Origin of the sequence: Pseudooceanicola nanhaiensis (genome assembly GCF_020171315.1) — a bacterium.
In the GTDB taxonomy this organism is placed as follows: domain Bacteria; phylum Pseudomonadota; class Alphaproteobacteria; order Rhodobacterales; family Rhodobacteraceae; genus Pseudooceanicola; species Pseudooceanicola nanhaiensis_A.
The window spans coordinates 155,736-176,361 of sequence record NZ_JAIUZP010000005.1; the positions used below are offsets into that span (position 1 = coordinate 155,736).

The 20,626-nt window shown below is 66.9% G+C and carries 17 protein-coding genes and 1 pseudogene; 9 read left to right on the forward strand and 9 right to left on the reverse strand.

Annotated elements, in window-relative coordinates; all coding sequences use genetic code 11:
- Nucleotides 1–29 precede the first annotated feature (29 nt).
- Nucleotides 30–455 carry a cupin domain-containing protein gene (locus tag LCM32_RS08410; RefSeq protein WP_224820609.1) on the forward strand — a complete coding sequence of 142 codons (426 nt, stop codon included), beginning with the start codon at nt 30–32 and terminating at the stop codon, nt 453–455.
- 72 nt (nt 456–527) lie between these two features.
- Here LCM32_RS08410 and pncA read toward each other — a convergent pair whose 3' ends face one another.
- Entirely contained in the window at nt 528–1,124 is a 597-nt protein-coding gene (pncA, locus tag LCM32_RS08415; RefSeq protein WP_224820610.1) for a bifunctional nicotinamidase/pyrazinamidase, read from the reverse strand.
- Nucleotides 1,125–1,363: 239 nt separating this feature from the next.
- Between pncA and LCM32_RS08420 the strand changes: the two genes are divergently transcribed.
- From LCM32_RS08420 to LCM32_RS08430, 3 genes are all read left to right on the forward strand, one after another.
- Nucleotides 1,364–1,912, forward strand: coding sequence for an NADPH-dependent FMN reductase (locus LCM32_RS08420; RefSeq protein WP_224820611.1), 549 nt, complete (start codon nt 1,364–1,366; stop codon nt 1,910–1,912).
- Nucleotides 1,913–2,033: 121 nt separating this feature from the next.
- Complete coding sequence (locus tag LCM32_RS08425) at nt 2,034–2,936, forward strand: rhodanese-related sulfurtransferase (RefSeq protein ID WP_224820612.1); 903 nt, start codon at nt 2,034–2,036, stop codon at nt 2,934–2,936.
- 160 nt (nt 2,937–3,096) lie between these two features.
- Nucleotides 3,097–4,293, forward strand: a complete 1,197-nt coding sequence (locus LCM32_RS08430) for an MFS transporter (RefSeq protein ID WP_224820613.1) — start codon at nt 3,097–3,099, stop codon at nt 4,291–4,293.
- On the opposite strand, the gene LCM32_RS08435 is transcribed toward LCM32_RS08430, so the two are convergent.
- From LCM32_RS08435 to LCM32_RS08445, 3 genes are all read right to left on the reverse strand, one after another.
- Nucleotides 4,283–6,151 carry a polysaccharide biosynthesis protein gene (locus tag LCM32_RS08435; protein WP_224820614.1) on the reverse strand — a complete coding sequence of 623 codons (1,869 nt, stop codon included), beginning with the start codon at nt 6,149–6,151 and terminating at the stop codon, nt 4,283–4,285. The genes LCM32_RS08430 and LCM32_RS08435 overlap by 11 nt on opposite strands.
- Nucleotides 6,152–6,377: 226 nt before the next feature.
- Nucleotides 6,378–7,016, reverse strand: a complete 639-nt coding sequence (locus LCM32_RS08440) for a sugar transferase (RefSeq protein WP_224820615.1) — start codon at nt 7,014–7,016, stop codon at nt 6,378–6,380.
- Nucleotides 7,013–7,897: an NAD-dependent epimerase/dehydratase family protein gene (locus tag LCM32_RS08445; protein ID WP_224820616.1), complete on the reverse strand. Its 885-nt coding sequence runs from the start codon at nt 7,895–7,897 to the stop codon at nt 7,013–7,015. The genes LCM32_RS08440 and LCM32_RS08445 overlap by 4 nt, the downstream gene beginning before the upstream one ends.
- A 117-nt stretch (nt 7,898–8,014) precedes the next feature.
- On the opposite strand from LCM32_RS08445, the gene LCM32_RS08450 reads away from it, so the two are divergent.
- The 3 genes and pseudogenes from LCM32_RS08450 to LCM32_RS08460 all read left to right on the forward strand — a co-directional run.
- Nucleotides 8,015–9,136, forward strand: a complete 1,122-nt coding sequence (locus LCM32_RS08450) for a polysaccharide biosynthesis/export family protein (RefSeq protein ID WP_224820617.1) — start codon at nt 8,015–8,017, stop codon at nt 9,134–9,136.
- Between the two features lie 134 nt (nt 9,137–9,270).
- Entirely contained in the window at nt 9,271–10,128 is an 858-nt protein-coding gene (locus tag LCM32_RS08455) for a flagellar motor protein MotB (RefSeq protein WP_224820618.1), read from the forward strand.
- A 78-nt stretch (nt 10,129–10,206) separates the two neighbouring features.
- A pseudogene (locus LCM32_RS08460) lies at nt 10,207–11,520 on the forward strand (flagellar hook protein FlgE); the annotation flags it as partial.
- On the opposite strand, the gene LCM32_RS22105 reads toward LCM32_RS08460, so the two are convergent.
- From LCM32_RS22105 to LCM32_RS08475, 3 genes are all read right to left on the reverse strand, one after another.
- Entirely contained in the window at nt 11,457–11,621 is a 165-nt protein-coding gene (locus LCM32_RS22105) for a hypothetical protein (RefSeq protein WP_224820926.1), read from the reverse strand. The pseudogene LCM32_RS08460 and the gene LCM32_RS22105 sit on opposite strands and share 64 nt — an antisense overlap.
- 238 nt (nt 11,622–11,859) lie before the next feature.
- Entirely contained in the window at nt 11,860–12,219 is a 360-nt protein-coding gene (locus LCM32_RS08470) for a flagellar export chaperone FlgN (protein ID WP_224820619.1), read from the reverse strand.
- Nucleotides 12,209–12,493: a rod-binding protein gene (locus LCM32_RS08475; RefSeq protein WP_224820620.1), complete on the reverse strand. Its 285-nt coding sequence runs from the start codon at nt 12,491–12,493 to the stop codon at nt 12,209–12,211. Before LCM32_RS08475 ends, LCM32_RS08470 begins: the two co-directional genes overlap by 11 nt.
- Nucleotides 12,494–16,347: 3,854 nt before the next feature.
- Between LCM32_RS08475 and LCM32_RS08480 the strand changes: the two genes are divergently transcribed.
- Together LCM32_RS08480 and LCM32_RS08485 are read left to right on the forward strand one after the other, a co-directional pair.
- Complete coding sequence (locus LCM32_RS08480) at nt 16,348–16,989, forward strand: flagellar hook-length control protein FliK (protein WP_224820621.1); 642 nt, start codon at nt 16,348–16,350, stop codon at nt 16,987–16,989.
- 8 nt (nt 16,990–16,997) lie between these two features.
- Nucleotides 16,998–17,687 carry a flagellar hook capping FlgD N-terminal domain-containing protein gene (locus LCM32_RS08485; protein WP_224820622.1) on the forward strand — a complete coding sequence of 230 codons (690 nt, stop codon included), beginning with the start codon at nt 16,998–17,000 and terminating at the stop codon, nt 17,685–17,687.
- Nucleotides 17,688–17,945: 258 nt separating this feature from the next.
- Here LCM32_RS08485 and LCM32_RS08490 read toward each other — a convergent pair whose 3' ends face one another.
- Together LCM32_RS08490 and LCM32_RS08495 are read right to left on the reverse strand one after the other, a co-directional pair.
- Nucleotides 17,946–18,617 (reverse strand): YjbF family lipoprotein, encoded by a 672-nt coding sequence (locus tag LCM32_RS08490; RefSeq protein ID WP_224820623.1) that lies wholly within the window; start codon nt 18,615–18,617, stop codon nt 17,946–17,948.
- Nucleotides 18,614–20,623, reverse strand: coding sequence for a YjbH domain-containing protein (locus tag LCM32_RS08495; protein WP_224820624.1), 2,010 nt, complete (start codon nt 20,621–20,623; stop codon nt 18,614–18,616). The genes LCM32_RS08490 and LCM32_RS08495 overlap by 4 nt, the downstream gene beginning before the upstream one ends.
- Nucleotides 20,624–20,626 lie beyond the last annotated feature (3 nt).

Consider the following 20,626-nt stretch of genomic DNA (forward strand, 5'->3'; position numbering starts at 1 on the left):
GGGACCGAGAAACAGGGAGGAGACCCAAGATGAGCGACACTGTGACATGGCTCGGGACGAGCTATCACACGATCCTTGATGCGGCGGCGAGCAATGGTGCGATGTCCATCGTGGACAGCACCAGCCCCGAGGGCAGCGGGCCGCCCCGGCACATCCACGCGGCGGAGGACGAGGTCTTCATCATGCTGACCGGGGTCTGCGAATTCTGGATGGCCGGCGAGACCTTCACCCGCGGCCCGGGCGAGACGATCTTCATCCCGCGCGGGACGGAACACACGTTCCGGGTGTTGGAGGGGCCGAGCCGCCACATGCTCGTCCTGACGCCAGCGGGGTTCGAAGGGTTCTTCGTGGAGATGGCGAAGGGGCAGTACGCGATCCCCGACGACATGGAAAAGATCGTCGAGATCGGGGCTGCGCATCACCTGACGTTCACCGGCCCGCCGCTGGGGGCCTGAGGTCGGGGGGCTGAGCTAGAGGGCAAACTCGGGTCCCAAGATCAGGGACGGGGACCCGAACCGGGGCGGACGTTACGCGACGGTGACGCCCGCCTCAGCCATGCCGGAGAGCGCCGCGGCGAGGGAGCCGCCAAGGTTGATGCCCCGGCAGAGATCGGTGCGCACCGTGACCGCAAAGCCGAGCCGCGCCGCATCCACGGCCGAGAAGTTCACGCAGAAATCCGTGGCCAGCCCGACCATGGTCAGATCGGTGATGCCACGGGTCTTCAGGTAGCCCTCCAGCCCGGTGGGGGTGCTGTGATCATTCTCGAAGAAGGCGGAATAGCTGTCGATCGCCGGGTTGTAGCCCTTGCGAATGATCAGGTCGGCCCGGTCCACGGTCAGGTCCGGGTGGAAGTTCGCGCCGGGCGAGCCCTGGATACAGTGATCGGGCCAGAGCACCTGCGGGCCGTAGGGCATCTCGATCATCGAGAGCGGCGCGGCGCCGTCATGCTGCGAGGCGAAGGAGGAATGGCCCGCCGGGTGCCAGTCCTGCGTCAGGATCACCGCATCGAATTCCGTCATCAGCTGGTTCACGTCGGGCACGATCTCGTCCCCGCCTGCCACTGCAAGCGCGCCGCCGGGGCAGAAGTCGTTCTGGATGTCGATGACGATCAGGGCCCGGGTCATGGCGCTCTCCTTCTGGGCTCGGCCATGCGGGCCGATGAATAGGTCGGGGCACCGTGGCAAGGCTGACGGCACGGGTCAACGGGCGGCGCGGCGGCGGCTGCTCAAAAGCCATGCAGATGATGCAGGGATCGGCAGGAAATCCCTGCGTTCTGTGCAGTATCGCACGGGTATCCCTGCACTCCGGCCCGTATTCGCCGCGGCGCAGCAGGCGTAGTATCCGGACAAAAGGAGATTCCATCATGACCAAGATCGTCGCCATCAGCGGTTCGCTCCGCAGCGCAGCCGTTTGCACCCAGATTGCCAACACCCTCGGTGAACTCGCCCCCGCGGGCACCGAAGTCGAAGTCGTTACCCTGAACGACATCCCGATGCTGAACGAGGACCTCAAGGCCAACGGCTCGCCCGAGGTGATCGCCGCCCTGACCGCGAAGGTCGTTGCAGCGGATGCCGTCGTGCTCATCACGCCGGAATACAACCGCGGCACCTCGGCTGCGCTGAAGAACGTCATCGACTGGCTGTCGAAGGAAGAGGCCGCACCGCTGGCCGGCAAGCCCATCGAGATCATCAGCCACTCGCCGGGTGCCACCGGCGGCCTGATGGCGAACCACGATCTGCGCGCGCCGCTGGCCCTCGTCGGTGCCCACGTGATGGGCGGCTACGAAGTCGCCATCGGCGGCTCCTTCGGCAAGGTCGAAGGCGGCAAGCTGACCGACGCGGACACCCGCGCGTTCATCACCGGCAAGCTGCAGGGCCTGCTGGCGTCCAGCGCCGTCGCCAAGGCGGCCTGATCCGGCACCGATCCGGCCCCTGCGGGGGCCGCCGGAGACACTGGCCTCCACGGGCCTGATCGTCCAAGATGTCGCGGCGCGTCCCCTTGCCGGGGGCGCGCCGCAGTCGTATCTGGGCCCCATGTACACCATCGCCGCGCTCTACCATTTCACCCGTTTCCCGGACCCCGCCGCCGTGCAGGGCCCGCTGAAGGACCTTTGCCTCGTGCAGGGGGTCACCGGCACGCTGCTGCTGGCGGAAGAGGGGATCAACGGCACCATCGCGGGGCCGCGTGCAGGCATCGACGCGGTGCTGGCGCATGTGCGCGCCCTGCCGGGCTGTGCCGACCTCGAGTGGAAGGAAAGCACCGCGGCGGAGCAGCCCTTTGGCCGGATGAAGGTGCGGCTGAAGAAAGAGATCGTGACGATGGGCCAGCCGGACGTCGATCCGAAGGCCCGTGTCGGTCACTACGTCGATCCCGCCGACTGGAACGCGCTGATCAGCGCTCCGGACGTGGCCGTGATCGACACCCGCAACGACTACGAGGTTGCCATCGGCACCTTCGAGGGCGCGGTCGATCCCGAGACGGCCAGTTTCCGCGAGTTTCCCGCGTGGTGGGAGGCCAACAAGGAGCGCTTCCACAACAAGCGCGTGGCGATGTTCTGCACCGGCGGCATCCGCTGCGAGAAGAGCACCAACTGGCTGATCGGGCAGGGCGTCGAGGAGGTCTATCACCTCAAGGGCGGCATCCTGAAATACCTCGAAGAGGTCCCGGCCGAGGAGAGCTTGTGGCAGGGCGAATGCTTCGTCTTCGACGGGCGCGTCTCGGTCGGGCATGGGCTGGCCGAGGGGCCGCATGAGCTTTGCCATGCCTGCCGCCGCCCGATCCTGCCCGAGGACCGGACCCGGCCCGCGTATGAGCACGGCGTGTCCTGCCACCACTGCATCGACGAGACCTCGGAAGAGGACAAGATGCGGTTCCGTGAGCGGCAGAAGCAGATCGAGCTGGCCCGCAAGCGCGGCGAACGGCACCTCGGGGCTTGAGCCCGCGACGGGCCGCCACTCTGGCGCCCGAGTCGTGCCGCCCGCCTGATGGGGTCTCCCGATAGCGTCCGTGCATCCGCGCGAGGGTGCGGCGAGAAGACCTGCGAAAAATTCCACGTTCCGCGCTAGGCTCTGCGTCACCTGACAGGGGAGGAATGTCATGGCACCGGGTGCGATCCGCAGCCTGGCCTTGCTGGTCTGCGCGGAAATGGCGGCGATGAGCCTGTGGTTCGTCTCGGCGGCGATCCTGCCCGAGATGCAGGCGGAGGCATCCCTGACGCCCGGCCGCGCGGCGGCACTTTCGAGCGCGGTGCAGCTTGGCTTCGTCCTGGGCGCCCTCGGCTTCGCGATCCACGGGACGCCCGACAGATACGATCCCCGCCGGGTGATGGCGGTGGCGGCCTGCCTCGGGGCTCTGGCCAATGCGGGCCTGCTGATCACGCCGGTGGGCGGGGCCACGCAGGTGGCCCTGCGGGGGCTGACCGGCGTGGCGCTGGCCGGGGTCTATCCGGTGGGCATGAAGATCGCCGTGGGGTGGAGCCAGAGGCGGCGCGGCCTGCTGGTGGGTATCCTCGTCTGCGCCCTGACGCTGGGCTCTGCCGCGCCCCATGCGCTTGCGCTTGCGGGCGGGGCGGAGTGGCGCTTCACCGTCATGGCGGCCAGCCTGCTCGCGCTGCTGGCGGCTTTCCTGATCCTCTTCACGCGGCTTGGCCCCCATCACGCCACGGCGCCGAGGTTCGACCCATCGGCGCTGCGCCTTGTCTGGCAGCGCCCGCGCCTGCGCCTCGCCTATGCCGGATACCTCTGCCACATGTGGGAGCTCTACGGCCTCTGGGCCTGGCTCGCCGTGGCGCTCTCGGTGTCCTTCGCGCCGCATCTGGGCGAGGGCGCGCCGGCTGCCGCGCGGCTGCTGTCCTTCGCGGCCATCGCGCTTGGCGGGGTGCTGTGCATCCCGGCGGGGGCCATGGCGGATCGCTGGGGCAAGGCGCGGGTCGCGGGTGTCTGCCTCGCGGGCAGCGCCTCGGCGGCCTTCGTCACGGCGGCGGGCTTTGGCGGAGCGCCCTGGGTGACGGTGGTCAGCGTGCTGATCTGGGGGGCGCTGGTGATCCCCGATTCCGCGCTCTTCTCGGCGCTCGTGGCGGATGCTGCGCCACCGGATCGCGCGGGCAGCCTGATGACCTTCCAGACCGCGCTCGGCTTCCTGCTGACCACCTTCACGGTGCAGGGCGCGCCGCTGGTGGCCTCCGCACTTGGCTGGCCGGCGACGCTGGCGCTGCTGGGGGTCGGTCCTGTGCTGGGGGTCGAGGCGATGCGGCGGCTGGCCCGGCTCACGGGCGAGCGGGGCGTCACGTATTGATGACGGCGCGGTCCTTGGAATATTTCTCGACCCACTTGCGCAGCACGGCCTCTCCGGCCTCGCCGTCGCGGGTGTCGATCGCCTTGCGCAGCTCGGCCATGGCCGAGGCCATTTCAAGCTCGGACAGGTGCTCTTCCTGCGCGCGCATGATCTTGGGGTGCGGCGTCGTCAGCATGTCGGACCCGATCAGCAGTTCCTCGTGCAGCTTCTCGCCGGGACGCAGGCCGGTGATCTGGATCTCGATGTCGCCGTGGGGGTTGCGTTCGTCCTTCACGGTGTGACCGGAGCCTTCGATCATCTGGCGCGCGACCTGATGGATCGGCACCGGTTCCCCCATGTCGAGCACGAAGACATCCCCGCCACGGGCAAAGGAGCCCGCCAGCAGCACGAGGCGCACGGCCTCGGAGACGGTCATGAAGTAGCGGGTCACGGCGCGGTGGGTCACGGTCAGCGGGCCGCCGCGGGCGATCTGCTCTTCGAAGAGCGGGATCACCGAGCCGGAAGAGCCCATGACGTTGCCGAAGCGCACCATCGAGAAGCGCGTGGTCTTGGACCGCGTTGCGAGGTCCTGCACCAGCTGCTCGGCCATCCGCTTGGTGGAGCCCATGATCGAGGAGGGGCGCACGGCCTTGTCGGAGGAGACGAGGATGAAACGCTCAACCCCGGCGGCCCCGGCGGCATCTGCCACGATCTTGGTGCCGATGATGTTGTTGCGCAGGCCCTCGATGCAGTTCATCTGCACCATCGGCAGGTGCTTGTAGGCCGCTGCGTGCAGCACCACGTCAATCCGGTGCCGTTCCAGCACATCGCGGATCAGCCCGGCCTCGCAGATCGAGCCGAGGACCGGCACCAGTTCCATCTCGGGGATGAGCTCGGCCAGTTCGCGCTGGATGTTGTAGAGCGCCAGCTCGCTGTGATCGAGCATCACAACGGCCTCGGGCTCGCAGGTGACAAGCTGGCGGCACAGCTCGGACCCGATCGAGCCGCCGGCCCCGGTCACGAGGATGCGGCGGCCCTTGTAGGCGTCCGAGACGCCGGGCAGTTCCTCTTCCAGCCGGTTGCGGCCCAGCAGGTTGTCCATGTCGACGGGCTTGGAGGCGCGAACGGCATCGCCCTTCACGACCAGTTCCGCGAAGGAGGGCAGCGCGTGGACTTCGCAGCCGACGTCCTTGAGGCGGCGGGCGATACGCGCCTGCACCGAGCGCCCGACCGACGGCATGGCGAGCACGACGCGGTCGATCTGCTTGTCACGGACGATGTCGCGGATCTGGACCGGCGAATAGACCCGCAGGCCCGAGACGGTCAGGCTTTGCAGCCGGGGGTTGTCATCCACGAAGGCGACCGGGACGACGGCGTCATCGGTGGCGAGCGCGGTGGCCAGCTGGCGGCCGGTCTGCCCGGCACCGTAGATCAGCACGCGCTTGCGGGCATTGCCCTTGCGGTAGACCATCAGGATGAACCGCAGCAGCACGAGCCGCGCAGAGACCGACAGGATCAGGAAGGTCATGGCGAAGATCGTGATCTCCACCAGCGGCATGTTCGGGCCCGGCAGCAGGTTGACCAGCGCACAGGCCGCACCGGCACCACAGGCGACCATCAGCGTTTCCGTCGCGCCGCGCACCTCGTAGGCGATCAGTTTCATCTGATCGAGGCCGACCAGAAGGATCAGAACGCAGGAGGTGGCGAGGGCGGCGAGAAGATGGAGCGAGAAGTCCCGCAAGCTGTCCAGTTCGACAAGCGCGGCATCGACCAGCATCTTGGCGGAGACGAAAGCGACCGCGCACCAGAAGAGATCAAGGGCGAGGAGGAAAGTCCGCTTGTGACGTGGGCGAAGCGCAATCACCAGATCGTATAGCATCGTTCTACCCCACCTTGTCGGCAAACGCCGACCGAAGCTGTCTTTCCGTCTATCAAATCGCGCGCGAAGAGGAAAACAGCCTTCAGTTCGGAATCTCAAAAAAATAGAAAAATAGCGAACTTACGCGCTTTCGGCCCAAGTAATAACCATTTGCACGATTCTTACAAGTTCGCAGGCGGTGGCGTATGTACGGTGCGGCGACGACTGGCGGTGAACCGCCTAAAATCTACCTGTTCGGCGGTCTTTGGCGCCCCGGAGCGAGGGGAAGGCGCCTGAAAACCGTCGTCAGCATCAGCCAGATGTCGAGGCAGATCGTCCGGTTCCGGGCATAGATCAGGTCCAGCCGGGCCTTCGCGGGCACGCAGCGCCGGGTGTAGACGGCCTCGGTCTCCTCCGCTGTCCGGCAGGTGGCGAGCAGTTCGGCCTCGCGGGCATGGAAGGCCACGGTGGCCAGCCCGGTCAGGCCGGGGCGGCTTTTCAGCACGTCGGCGTAGAGCGCGGGAAATTGCTCCACGTAGCGCCGCAGCGGCGGTCGCGGACCGACGAAGCTGATGTCACCGCGCAGCACGTTCCAGACCTGTGGCATCTCGTCGAGCCGGTAGCGCCGCAGGACGCGCCCCGTCGGGGTGATCCGGTCGGCCTTGTCGCCGCCGGAGACGCCGCTGTCGTTGCTGACCACCCGCATCGTCCGGAATTTGACCAGCTGGAACCCTGTCTCGGGCGTCTTCATGCGCTCGGACAGGTAGAACACCGGCCGGCCGTCGCGGATCAGGACGGTCAGGGCAACGACGATGAAGACGGGCCAGAGCACGGCCGTGATCAGCAGGCAGCAGGTCAGGTCCATCAGGCGCTTGAGGAAGGTCACGCGGCGGGTTCTCCGAACTCTTGCCATTGGCGGATCAGGGCTTGGGGGTCGGCGCTGTCCGGCAGCGGGCCGATCAGGCGGGTCTGTAGGGTCGTGTCGAGGTTGACCATGGGCATGGCACCGGCTGGGGCCGGGCGCCAGTCGAAGGCGCGCCCGGCGGTGCGGGCGAGGTCTGCCATGGCGACGGGTGCGGGCCCCGCGAGGTTGATCAGCGCGGGCAGGTCCTCGAGCGGGTAGGTCAGCAGGACGCGGAGCGCGGCGGCGAGGTCGAGCGGGGCAAGGTAGCTGCGTGCCGGTCCGGTGCCGTCGGCGAACTGGTCGATGACCATCGGCGCGCCGCTGTCGAGCGATCCGAAGAGGCTGTCCGCCGCGCCGATGTTCGTCAGCCGCATCACGCAGGCGCGGGGATCATCCGGCAGGGCGCCCCGGCGCGCCAGCAGGGCCTGCTCCATCTCGCGCTTGGCGCGGCCATAGGCATTCGGCGGGGCCGGAGGGGCGGTTTCGTCCTGCGGTCGGGCGTCCGGCGCATAGATCGCAGAGCTGCTGCAGTGCAGGACGCGATCGGCACCAATCCGCCGGGCGAGGCGTTGCGCATCGAGGGCGAGGCTGACGTTCGCGTCCAGATCCCGCCCCGGGCCGGGGGTGACCCCCCAGAGGGCCAGAACGGACGCCCCCCGTGGCAGTTCGGCCACCGACGCGCCGGGGCCCCAGATCACGGATTTCTCAGTGGAAATTGAAGAGATCGGGTTGCGCGAGACCCAGGTGATGTCGCGCCCGGCCACCTGCCCCGAGGACCAGACGCGCCGCAGGATCCGGCCCAGCCGTCCGCCTGCGCCAAGCACGATCACCCCAGAGGGGGTCCCGGAGTCCTGCCCGCTCATGGTCGTCCTCACCCCAAATTCCAAGTCTCTCCCCCAAAATGGGTCGGAGACCATTGTTTACCATCGCCACCATTGGCTAGAAAGGCTTCCAAAGACGATTTGAATCAGGGAATAAGCATGTCCGCAGGAATTCTGAAGGTCTTTGTGTTGGCTGGACTGTCACTTGGCCTTGCGTCCTGTTCCATCCCGCGTGGTGCGGCGCTTCAGCGTGAGATCACCCGGGAAGCCGACGCTGAGTTTCCAAACGTAGAGGTCGTGCCCGTGAGCCGCGCCAGTGCGCCGGTTCTGGCGCAATGGCCGCAATCCGGCTGGAAGGGCGGCTACAACTGGCTTGCGCGCGGGGGCGGCTCGAACAGCAGCGTCATTCGCCCGCAGGACCGGATCGACCTGATCATCTGGGACAACTCGACCAACTCCCTGCTGACGAGCGAGACCTCGAAAGCGGCGGAAATGCCCGGTCTGCTGGTGTCCTCCGACGGCACGATCTTCATGCCCTACGTCGGCCCGGTGCGCATTTCCGGCATGTCGCCGGAAGAGGCCCGTCGCACGCTTCAGGAGAAGCTGAACCCGGTGCTGCAGGATGCGCAGGTCCAGCTTGCCTTCACCGCCGGGCAGGGCAACTCCATCGACCTCGTCAGCGGTGTCAGCACGCCCGGGACCTACCCGCTGCCGCATCGCAACTACACGATCTTGTCGGCGCTGTCGCAGGGCGGCGGGATCAGCACGACGCTGCGCAACCCGGTCGTGCGGCTGCAACGCTCCGGCGCCACCTACGCGATCCCGGCGAAGGCCCTGTTCGAGGATGCCTCCAAGAACATCGTGGTCCGCGGCGGCGACCAGATCGTCGTGGAGCAGGACGATCGCTACTTCACTGCGCTCGGGGCGACCGGCGTCGAGGAGCTGATCTACTTCGACCGTCAGAGCATCAACGCGCTGGAAGCCATGTCGATGATGGGCGGTCTGAACGACAACCGGGCGGATCCCAAGGGCATCCTGATCCTGCGCGAATATCCCAGTTCGGTCCTGCGCTTCGACGGTACCGGCCCCTCCAAGCAGCAGGTCATCTACACCGTGGACCTGACCACGGCGGATGGCCTCTTCGGGGCGCGGAACTTCTCGGTGAACCCCGGCGATACCGTGCTCGCGACCGAAAGCCCGGTCACCTCGATCCGGACCATCTTCGGCATCGTGGGTAACCTCGTCGGCGTGTCGAACTCGGTGAGCGACTTCACCAACTGATCTTTGGGGGCGGGGCCGTGACCGGTCCCGCCCCTGATCGCCGCAGGGCCGGATCGCTAAAACTGGATTTGTTAAGCCCCCTGCAAGACCTGCCCCGCTAGACCTCGCCCCGGGTGAGATAAGTGGTGGTGGAGATGAGCGCGCAGAACAAGGCGGCGCCCATCATCATCAAGAAGAAGAAAATCACGGGCGGTGACGGGCACCATGGCGGTGCCTGGAAGGTCGCCTACGCCGATTTCGTGACGGCGATGATGGCCTTCTTCCTGTTGATGTGGCTGCTGAATGCAACGACCGAAAAGCAACGCAAGGGGATCGCGGATTACTTCTCTCCGACGATCCCGCTGAACCGGGTGTCCGGCGGGGGCGATGGCGCCTTCGGGGGGGAATCTGTCTTCTCCGAGATGACCCATCCCAAGCAGGGGACAGGCGCGACCGCGCTGCGCCCGACCGAGGAAGACGCGGCGCGCGGGGACAGCGGCCTCGACCGCGAAGGGCGCGACGGGGAGGAGGTCGACGACCGGGCCTTCGCCGAGATCGAAGAGGCGCTGATGGGCCGTGGCGGGGAGAGCCTCGTCGCCCCCGAGATCCTGAAGCACATTGTCACCCGGGTGACGGACGAGGGCCTCGTGATCGAGCTCTTCGACCTGCGCGACGCGCCGCTCTTCAAGGGTGACACCGCGGATCCGACCGTGCTTCTCGAAGACCTCGCCGCGATGCTCGTCCGGGTCAGCGGCTTGGTCCGCAACCGCATCGCGGTCGAAGGGCATGTGAGCGCGCGGCCCGTGGTGCTTTCCTCCAATCCCGTCTGGGACCTGTCCACGACGCGGGCGATCGCCATGCGTCACGAGATGGCCGGGCTTGGCATGGATCGGGACCGGGTGATCCGCGTCACCGGCCATGCCGATCGCGAGCCATCGGTGCGCAATCCCATGGCAGTGCGCAACAACCGGCTGGAGATCATCCTGCTGCGCAGCGACCGGCCGCGCGAATAGGGCAGGGAATAGGCCAGATTTTACCTGTTAGGGTCATGTTAATGCGCCGCGCGTAGCAAGGCTGCAGACCGAGGGTCTATGCAGCAGAAAGGCGTATTCATGACGATCTCCTCCTCGATGAACGCGGGCGTGGCGGGACTGTTCACCAACTCGGCCAAGCTGGCCACGATCGCAGACAACATCGCGAATTCGGCAACCTACGGCTACAAGCGGGCCGAGGCTGACTTCCACTCGCTCGTGATCGGGGCGAACAACGGGGGCTATACCGCCGGCGGTGTCCGGGTCACGACCCAGCGCCTGATCGACGAGCGGGGGCCGCTGGTCACCACCAACAACGCCACCGATCTCGCGGTGCGGGGCCGGGGCCTGATCCCCGTGGCGCCAGCCTACGAGGTGGAAAATACCGGCACCTTCGACCGGATGATGCTGACGACCACCGGATCTTTCCGGGCGGACGCGGATGGCTACCTCCGGACGGAGTCTGGCCTCATGCTCCTGGGCTGGCCCGCCGACAGTTCCGGCGAGATCCCGACCTATCCGCGCGACACCTCCGACGGGCTGGAGCCTGTGCAGATCAACGTGAACCTCTTCTCCGGCGAGCCGACGACGAGCGTCTATCTGGGCGTCAACCTTCCCGCGACCGAGACTGCCTCCACCGCCGATGGCGACATGCAGGAACTGCTGGTCGAATATTACGACAACCTCGGCAAGTCGGAGACGTTGACCGTTCAGTTCACCCCGACGGTCCCCGCAACCGGCAGTTCCAACGAATGGACCATGGTGATCACCGACAGTGCCTCGGGCGGAACTGTGGTCGGGGAATACACGCTGACATTCGACGACAGCCGGACCTCGGGGGGTACGCTTCTCTCCGTCGCAGAAACCACCGGTACCGCCTACGACCCGGCGACCGGGACGGTAATCGTGACTGCCGCGGGCGGCCCGATCGAGATCGACCTTGGCATGATCGGCGAATCCGATGGCCTGACCCAGCTCTCCGACAGTTTCGCGCCGGTTTCCATCACCAAGGATGGCTCGCCGGTGGGGAACATGACCTCGGTCGAGGTGGATGCCAATGGCTACGTCCACGCCTATTTCGACACCGGCGTGCGCCGCACCATCTACCAGGTGCCGCTGGCGGATCTGCCCAATGTCAACGGCCTCGTCGCGCTGGATTACCAGACCTACTACCCCTCTCCGGACAGCGGGAAGTTCTATCTCTGGGATGCCGGTGACGGACCCACCGGGGACGTCGTCGCCTTTGCCCGGGAGGAATCGGCAACCGATGTGGCCGCCGAACTGACCGAGATGATCCAGACCCAGCGGGCCTATTCGACCAATGCCAAGGTCTTCCAAACCGTGGAGTTGTCCTTGGCGTCGGCGACACGTTTGCCGGTGGAGATTTGGCTCTGGGTTTCGGTCATCGACTTGTTGACCGACTTGAGCGTTTGCAGCGCAACCATGGCGCTGTTGTTCGTGAGGATGCTGGACATGCAATGTTCCTTGGTCGTACAGCGCGGTTCGGCGCCGGTTACACAGCCCGTCCGGAGGAGGCTGCCCTCCGCCGACCGGTTTGAATGTCGTTCTGACCATTGCAGCCGTCCTTGTATCCCGGCCGCGCCATCCGCTTCGGATGCGGGGGCACATTGCGCCACGAAAGCCTAACAGAACCCTAATCGTCACCGCGCCTTTCGGAGGGATTTAACTCAACTCCTGCTCAACCCGGACCGATCAGGCACGTTTCTCGACCTGGTGGTCGGGCTGGGTCGTGACCTCCTGCCGGCGCCCGGCCTCGTCATAGGTTTCAAGCGTGCGCCGAATGCGGCGCAACGTGCCCATGCGGTTCGCCACGGTGCGAATCCCCCTCAGCGTGCCGTCGAGGAGCGCCTGGTTGCGCAGCGCCTTCACCTGCAGTCCTTCAAGTTCGCGCTGCGCGGCACCCTCCAGCGCGCCGAGCTGTTCGACAAGCGCCTCCTTCCGTTCGAGCAGGCCGCGGATCGCCGTCAGATCGCCGGACAGCAGGGTGCGCCGCTCCTCTTCCAGCAGGGCATCGAGGGCGTCGATCAAGGTTTCGTCCCGGTCAGTTTCCATGGATTTCTCTTTCTTTCAATGTGTTGAACAGGGCCTCCGCGAGGCCGATGCCCCCGGCGGAGGCAAGGGCACGTGCTTGCTCGTCGCGCAGGAAGGAGGCGAATTGCGCCTCTCCGGTACCGCCACCGAAAGCGCCCGGGACCTCGCCCAGGCCCGCCGCGCCGAGCATTTCGGAGAGGAAGGCCGCCTCCAGATCGCGGGCAACGGTGCGCAGCCTGACATCGGGCGAAGGGGGCAGCGGCAGGGGGCCGACTGCCGGGAGTGGGTCTGGCATGGGGTCTCTCCAATTGGACTCAGTTTTCCGAGTCTGGCGCGAGAGCAGTAAAGATGTGGTAATCACCTGAGAGCATTGTTGGGCCCGAAGGAAGAACTCCCGAGGTCCGAATGAAAACCTCTGCCATCATCTCCCTGTTGACCGGGGCAAAGCTGTCGAAAGTCACCCCTGCCGACGTGCCGGGGCACGGCGGCAGCGTGGATTTCCAGACCGTATTTCAGGACGCCGGGCGCGATCACCGGGCGGAGCAGGGCAAGTCGCTGCCCGCATCGGATACAGGCGTGGCCGTCGAAGAAGACGTGGTGCCCGAGTCGGACGAGTTTACCGAGGAGGCGCCGGAGGATGCCGCGCCGGAGCCCTGTGCGAGCGCAGCGATGGACAGCGGCCAACCCGCAGGCGCGGCAGTCCTTGGGCCATATGCGCCCGTTGACCCGTCCCGGGAGGCTCCCGCGGAACCACTTGGCAGGCCTGCGGCAGCGGGAACTGTGGGAACACAGGGCGTGCTGGCTGTAGCGGAGAGTCTTCCTGAAGGCGTCGCTATCAGACCGCCAGCGCCCCGATCAGATGTCGACGCCGCCCTGCAGAACGTAAGTGGCAGAGCAACACCAGCAACGATACGGGCCCTTCCGTCTCTCCCTCCGAACCGCGACGCAAAGGCGTTGGATGTCGGCCCTGCGGGGGAGGAGCAGGCGATGCAGCCAGGCGGCCGTGGATCAAGTCAGGCGCCTGCGCCGTCTATTGAAGCGACGGCCATAAGCTTTGTTATCGCTGATCGCCGCTTCCCCAGCGTTCCATTGGAACCGAACGACGGGATGGGCGGACGGAGTCTGCTGGCGGAGCAACGTCCCCCGGCACGTTTGCGGGAGGTCCCGCCCGCGCGGGCTGAGACACGGGTGCAGCCGACGGAGCTCAAGGCAACAGGCGCGACGATTGATCACGAGACCCGCCATCTGAGACAGACCGCGGAACCGGAGGCCTCCCTGGTATCTCCCGTGCCGCAACGAGGGACGCAACCGACGCCGCCGGCGCGCGTCAGCCTGTTGCCGGAAACGCTTGATGTGCCCTCTCCCGCCCGGGCTGCACCGACCCTCCCAAGGTCTCTCGCTGATGCCGATGCCCTGCGCGGTCCCCATGAACAGGGTAGCACCGCGAGGGGCGTCATTCCGGCGTCGAAACTGCTACTGGGAGAGGGCGGGGAGAGCTTTACAGGCCGACGATCGATCGCGGTTTCTGTGCGCCCGAAGGCTGGCGCCGCGGCGGAGGGACGTCAAAGCGCGCCCGTCTCCGGGAGGCGTGCCGAGGCTCCAGCCGCGTTGCCTCGCGCTACCCCGCGCGCGTCGATCTGGCAATCCGTCGCAGACCGTGCGACGGAGTATGGTGTCGTGGAAAAACTTGTGAAGACTCCAGGCCCTAACGGCGATGAAAACTTCGCGCTGCACCCTGCGGGCCCGGTTGCGGCGCAGCGCGATGCTCTAGATCGGGCGCGCGCGGGTACAGCGGATTCTCCCCAAACTCCTGCGAGCAGCCAGGGAGGGAGGGCAACCGACCAAGAGGCCGCGCCCGCGCCCTTGCCACGCGTGGCGCAGGTAGCGGAGCCCCGGTCCGGTGAGGCACCAGATCGCGCTCTGCGCGCTTCCATTGTCGTTGGGGCACAGGCTTTGCGCCTGCGCAACCGCAGCGCAGATGGAAACCCTTCCAACCTCCAGATCGATAGTCCGGAGGAAACGTCTCTGCCGCCCTCCTTTCGTGAGCGCTTGTTTGCGCCTGGGGCGGCGACACGCGCGCCTCTGCTCGACGCGACGCAGACCGTGCGTGTTCGGGGCGGCGAAGTGGAGGTACGTCCCGCCACGCTGGAGGTTTCTGGCGACCAGTTGACAACGGCGGGGGATCAAGAGCCGGGACCGTCGGAGGACCATCGTCGAACTTCCGGTGCGACGGGCCCGCAGCAGCCCTCAGGGAGAGGGCCTCGGGACATTGCGCTGACCATGCCACCGGTCCCGGATCGCTTGTCGAAAACAGAGGCGTACAGCCCGCGACTGGAAGCGGAACCGATCAAGGCCCCTAAAGAGGGCAAGAGGCGCACAGCGTTTGAAGCCGGTGCAAACCTGCTCAAGGCAGGCCGCTTGGACATGCAATCGGAAGAGGGCGTGCGGTTTCAGAAGCTGGGCCCAAAGTCTGTGGCAGGGACGCGTCCTGCGCGGCCACCAGATCTGCATGAGGCGTATCAGCGCCCGACAAGCGGCAAACCGATGCCGCGCGGTACTGCCTCCTCGACCGACGAGAGGCCCGCGACTTCGGCCTCGGCACTTGCCCCGGCGGTTCGCTCTGCAATCTTGTCCAATGGTGGCTCTGAAAGTATGGCGGTGCCCGGGCAGAACAGTCTCCTTCCGGTTCCATCCGAGAGGGCAGGCACCGTGCCGAGCGTTAAGGCGTTGAATGTGCGCACCCCGGTTGAGACGCGGACACACGCGGCACGAGACGGGACCGCGAAATTGCCGCCTACCCCGGCCAGACCGGAGGTCGCCGGAGTGACTGCACCCCCGGAGGTACCGAGGCATCGGCCTGAGGCACCACCTGCGTCATTGGGCCCAGGAGGGGGCGCAGTGGCAACGGTGCAGAAGGCCTCCATCTGGCAGGGCGGCGCTGCGCCTGATCCTATTTCGCTGCCGAATGCGGACGGGCGAGTAAACCTTGAGACGCTTCGACCGGGCGGTGCTTTGGGGGCAGCCGCGCCGAAGGTCTCGCTGCACGACTCCAGCCAGACTGGGCTTAAACCCGAAGGCTTGCCCATCACGCGGTTGCCGCAGGCGTCTGGCGATGGGCAGAGGAACGCGTCGCCTGCCACGGGCAGAAACGGGGGCCCTGTTGTGGAGACTGCCGAAGTCTCCCGTCAGCCTGATCCCGTGGCGGTGCGAAAGGCAGGTGCTGATCATCTGATAGTTTCGCTGCCACCGGACGAAAACGCTCAGCCTCCCCATGGCGATAGGGCGCGCGAGGCTCAGCCGTCCCTGCCCATTGGCCGCGGGGGGGCCGCCGGCGCGACATCTGGCGTTGAGAGCGCGAGGCCTGGGCTGGTCGAGAGGGTGACGGGTGGCAACCCGCTGCCGACCGAACCGTCGGCGCCCGAGGCTGTGGTACAGCGCGCTCGGCCAGATACAGGGGTGGTGGCGCGCAAAATGACTGCTTCCGCGTCGGCGGATGTCTCGACCGTGCGCGTTCAGGAGAGGGAGGTGCCTTCGCGCGCGACCCAGACGTACGCAGAGCGTCGCGATGGGGTGTCCGCGCGTCGCGAGGGTGACCCGGCGATGCGGTACGCGGAGGGCAGCCCGCGCGCGTTAGCCCAGCCCCGGGGCTATCCGGTGGGCCGTGACCTGCGCCAGGCCGACGAGCCGGTCGCCTCCCATGCCGGGACGAAACCGAGACCGCCCGAACCCCGTGCTGATCTTTCGATGCAGGACGGGGAGAACCAGAGATGGACCAGAGAGTCACCGGTCTCGCCCGAGAAGATCGAGATGCCCCGCGACATGCCGCGGATGAGCTCGATGAGCGACGGGGCGAGCAGGCGCGCCATGGCGGCACCGAGACCGTCGCGTGCGCCTGTTGTCCTGTCGAAGGAAGGCCTGTCCACCGTAGCAGTCCCTCAGCCGGTTGACGGAAGGCCGGTCGCAAGGGACCGCGCAGGGCCTGTTTCGGGGCATTGGGTGACTGTGGAGGCGCGGTCTTTGGCAGCTGGCGGTGACCACGCGCAGGAACGTCCTCGAGGGACCCCCGAAGCCCCTGTGCCGGTGCAGCCCCCGGTGGCGGGCGGAACATCGCTGCCGCATAAGGGGGCGCGCAGTCCGGCAGAGCCCGTGATGGTGGAAGCCGAACCCGTTCAGGCGCGGCCTATGTCTGAGGCGCGCCGTGTCACCCGGGCGGCCGAAAACCCGCAACCTGTCCCGGCGGCGGGGCCTCCCGTCGAAGAGGCGGTCGTTGTCGTCGAGGAGCCGGGGTCCGACGGGTCCGAAGGGCCGGAGGTGCCGTTTTTCGACGGTGCGGGGCGTTCTTTGACGCCGGTGGAGCCTCGTACGACAGGCCTGCGGGGGGCGGAGCCCGCGATGCCGCGCCAGATCGCCGCGCAGATTGCCATGGCCGCGCGCCAGATCGTGGAGCGCCCGGTGGAGATCTGCCTGCAGCCGGAGGAGTTGGGGCATGTGCGGCTCCACGTTCAGCCAACCGAGGGTGGTGTCATCCTCAGCATCACGGTGGAGCGGCAGGAGACGCTGGACCTGATGCGTCGCCATGCGGAGCCGCTTGCGCGGGAGCTTTTGGCAGAGGGCTACCAGGATGTGCAACTCAGCTTCTCCCAGGGCAGGAGCGACGATCGGGGCGACGGAGAGGCTTCGCCCCAGGGCGGTCAGCCAGACCGGACGGCGGAGGCGCCGGGCAGGCCCGTGGCCGACGTGCTGGCAGCACATGGGGCGATCATGGTGAGCGGATTGGATCTGAGACTTTAGGAGGCAAGATGGAGACCACGAGCATTTCAGCCATGGCGGGGACGGCGGCCTCTGCCGCGAGTACGTCGGCCAGCAACAGCGGGTCGGCCGGGGCAGCGCTCAGTTCCGATTTCCAGACGTTCCTCAACATGCTGGCCACGCAGTTGAAGAATCAGGATCCGCTCGATCCGGTGGATGCGGAGGACTTTGCCGTCCAGCTCGCAACCTTCTCGGGGGTGGAACAGCAGGTGATGACGAACAACCTGCTGCAGAGTCTTTACAGCCAGATGGGCCTGTCGGGGCTCGCCGATATCTCGGCATGGGTCGGGATGGAGGCCCGCAGCATCGCGCCGGCCTATTGGGATGGGAGCAGCGTGACCCTCGCGCCGAACCCGCTGGCGGCGGCCGATGAAGCCTATGTCATCGTGCGCGACGAGGATGGCAACGAGGTGGACCGCTTCGAGATCGATGTTTCTGCCGATCCCGTGGAGTGGGACGGGACGACCCAGTCGGGCGCGGTCCTGCCCTTCGGGTATTACAGCTTCGAGCTGGAGAACATGATCGACGGCGACGTGGCTGCGACCGATGCGGTCGAGACCTACTCTCTCGTTACCGAGACGCAACTGGTGGACGGGCAGTTGATCCTCGTGCTCTCCGGTGGGGGGCGGATCCTGACCAGTGACGTGACCGGGCTGCGGCGACCGTCCGGGGCCAGCTGACGGTTACCGAGGTGACCGGGCGATGGACCCTTGGGCGCAGGGCGGATAGCGCGATGCAGGGCAGGGCTGGCGCGCCTCGGGGCGGTGGTCAACAGGGTCTGGATGCGGTCGGGAGGCCGAAGCACGGGGTTGGTGAAACGAGTGCTGTTGGGGCCGAGGGCGCCTCTGGAGGCGAGAAAGCCTGCGGAGCGGCGAGGGTCGCCGACCAAAGGTCAGGATCGGGGCGCGGCCACTTTCGCAGGCAGCGCCCCGATAAGATCAGCGACGGAGGTACTGGACCTCGATATAGCCGTTGTCCGGGCCGACCCACTGGTTGGACTTCAGGACGATGCCGTTGCCATCCACCCAGTAGGTGTTAGTGAACTCTTCATCCTTGTTCACGCAGCGCTCGCTCATCACCGTGGTCTGCGCGGAGATCACCCCGCCCGAAACGGCCTCGGACCCGGTCCGCTCCACGTAGCAGGTCACGGACTGTTCGTAGGTGTGGTTCTCGACGTCGAGGTACCGGCGGAAGCGGTTCGCCACGCCATCGGTGCGGCTGTAGACCAGCTGCCGAACGTCCTTGTCGGTCGCGTCCATGATGTCCTGGCTCAGCCCGCGCGTCCCGGTCAGGATGCCGTCGATCAGGATCAGCGTCCGCTTGTCACCGGTGATGAAGGTCTCGTAGGGGCCGTTCGTCGCCAGCCGCCGCAGCACGGCGGAGCTGTTGCGCGAGGGGACGCGCGCCAGCAGCATCGGCCCGTTGAACCGTTGCAGCGCGCCCTGGATGTCCGCGTTGCTGACCTGGTATTCCTGCTGCCCCTTGCCCGGCGTGAAGGCCGCCGCGACCCGGGTCAGCGCTTCCTGGCGCCCGTAGGTGGTGCCGCAGGCGGCAAGCGCCAGCAGCGCCAGCCCGGCGGCGGCGATCTTGAACTTGGCGGTCACGCTCATCTCCAGAATTTCCCCCAGGTCTTGGCCATTTCGGGCTCATGCGAGTCGCGCACCACGCCGTAGAGCCGGCCCGGCACGCTCAGGCGTGCGCCACCATCGCGGGTGAGCGACTGGATGGCAAAGTTGCTGGACCGGCGGCTCGGGGTGCCAAGAGCCCAGCCGAGCGGAACCGTGAAGCGCAGGCCCTTGTCGAAGGAGCCCTCGCCGAAGTCCTCGGACGAGATGTCGGTCTTGGTGGCGTAGGCGCCGATGCTCCAGCCGTTGTCGAACTCGCGGTCGATGGCGACGGTCGCGCCCCAGTCCCCGGCAAGATAGCGCCCTACGTCGACCTGGCCGTGGAAGCCCCAGCCGATGTCGTAGTAGGCCGACACGTGGCCGGTGTAGACGTCATAGTCCTGGAAGCCGAAGCCGCCGTCGTAATCGCGCTTCTTGGCGTAGTTCGCCTCGACCCCGATCCCGAGACGCGAGTCCTGCGGTTTCCACAGCACCTCTGCCGAGACACCGGCATACATCTGTTCGAGGTAGCCGACGGAGAGGCGGCCATAGATGTCGGGCGTCATCTGCAGGTACTGCGCGGCATAGAGCGTTTCCAGCCGCGGCTCGGGGCCATCCTGGTAGCGCGACGTATCGGACCGGACGACGGGGACACCGTTCACCGTGCTGGTGGTCGGGCTGCTCATCTCGTCGAGCGTCCCGGCCAGCTTGGAGGTGACCGAGCCGGAGACCATGAGGCCGGGCGTCAGGAAGACGGAAGCGCGGGCCCGCAGGCCGATGTCGGCGCGCAGGGGATTGTCCACGTCGAAGAAGCCGAGGCGCATGAAGGGGCCGAAGCTCCAGTCGAGGCGCGGATAGGTTTCATCCAGCACGGCGGCGCTGGAGGCAGCCAGCCCGGAGGCAAAGACCGCCTTGTCCTTGATCGCGTCGGCGGGCGACATTTCCAGCTGTTCGAGATCGGCGCGGTTCAGGGCGACGGAGCCGGTGGGCATCCCGTTGACGTTCTGCGCGATGACGAAGGTGGTGATCGAGCCGGGCAGGTAGCGGGACATGACCCGCGCGGTGCGGCCGATCGCCTGGGATTCGATGTCGTAGCGCTCGTTGCGGATCTGGACGACGGCCTCGCGGCCGGTCAGCGTCGCCGCTTCGAGATAGATGCCATAGGGCTTGAGCTCTTCGGCCAGCTTGGCCTTGTAGGAGGCCTGCTGCGCCGGGACATTCGTCCAGCCCAGATCGTCGACCGACTCCAGCGGGCGCAGCACCACGGGCGGCGGCGCGGTCTCGGAGCCGCCGGGCACGCCCTGGTTCTTCGGGTTCAGCGCCATGCGGACTGAGACGCCGAACTCGCTGCCGTACATGTAGTAGCCGCCGACGCTGAGGTAATCGGTCACCTGGTAGTCGAGGCCGAAGTTCCAGTCCGACTTGCGATCGAAAGTGTCGTTGGTGACGGTTTCGAGCCGGTAGGCATCGGAGGAATATTCGGCCTTGAGGGTCAGCTTGTCCGTCGCGGCATAGCTGACACCGCCGAAGACGCCGATATCGCCCCGGAACCAGCGGTCATAGGTCGGGATGCCGCCGCTGCCGAGCACGTCCCGCGGCCGGTCGCCGTAGGAGGCGATGGAGTTCGCGCTGCCGAGGCGCCCCCAGCCGAGGCCGGCGGTCACGCGCAGGCGCCCGTCCATAAAGCCCTTGGTCGCGGCGAGGTATTCCGAGCCGTAGAGGCCCGTGCCGAGGAAGTCGCGCAGGCCGATCGACAGGGCGGGCCAGCTGGTCGTTTCCTTCAGAAGCAGCAGGCTGACGTCGAAGCTGCGGTCGTAGTAGGTGTCGAAGCCGGTGGAATCGAGCCCGTCGATGCCGGTGTAGCGGAACGACCCGCTGAGCCGGGGCAGGATCTGGAACGAAAGCGTCGATTTGAAACTGCCGCCAAAGTAACTCAGCGTCGTGGCCAGCTCGCCGTCCGGGGCCACCTCGGCGGAGGGCATGTCGATCAAGCCCCCGGGGTTTCCGAACATATT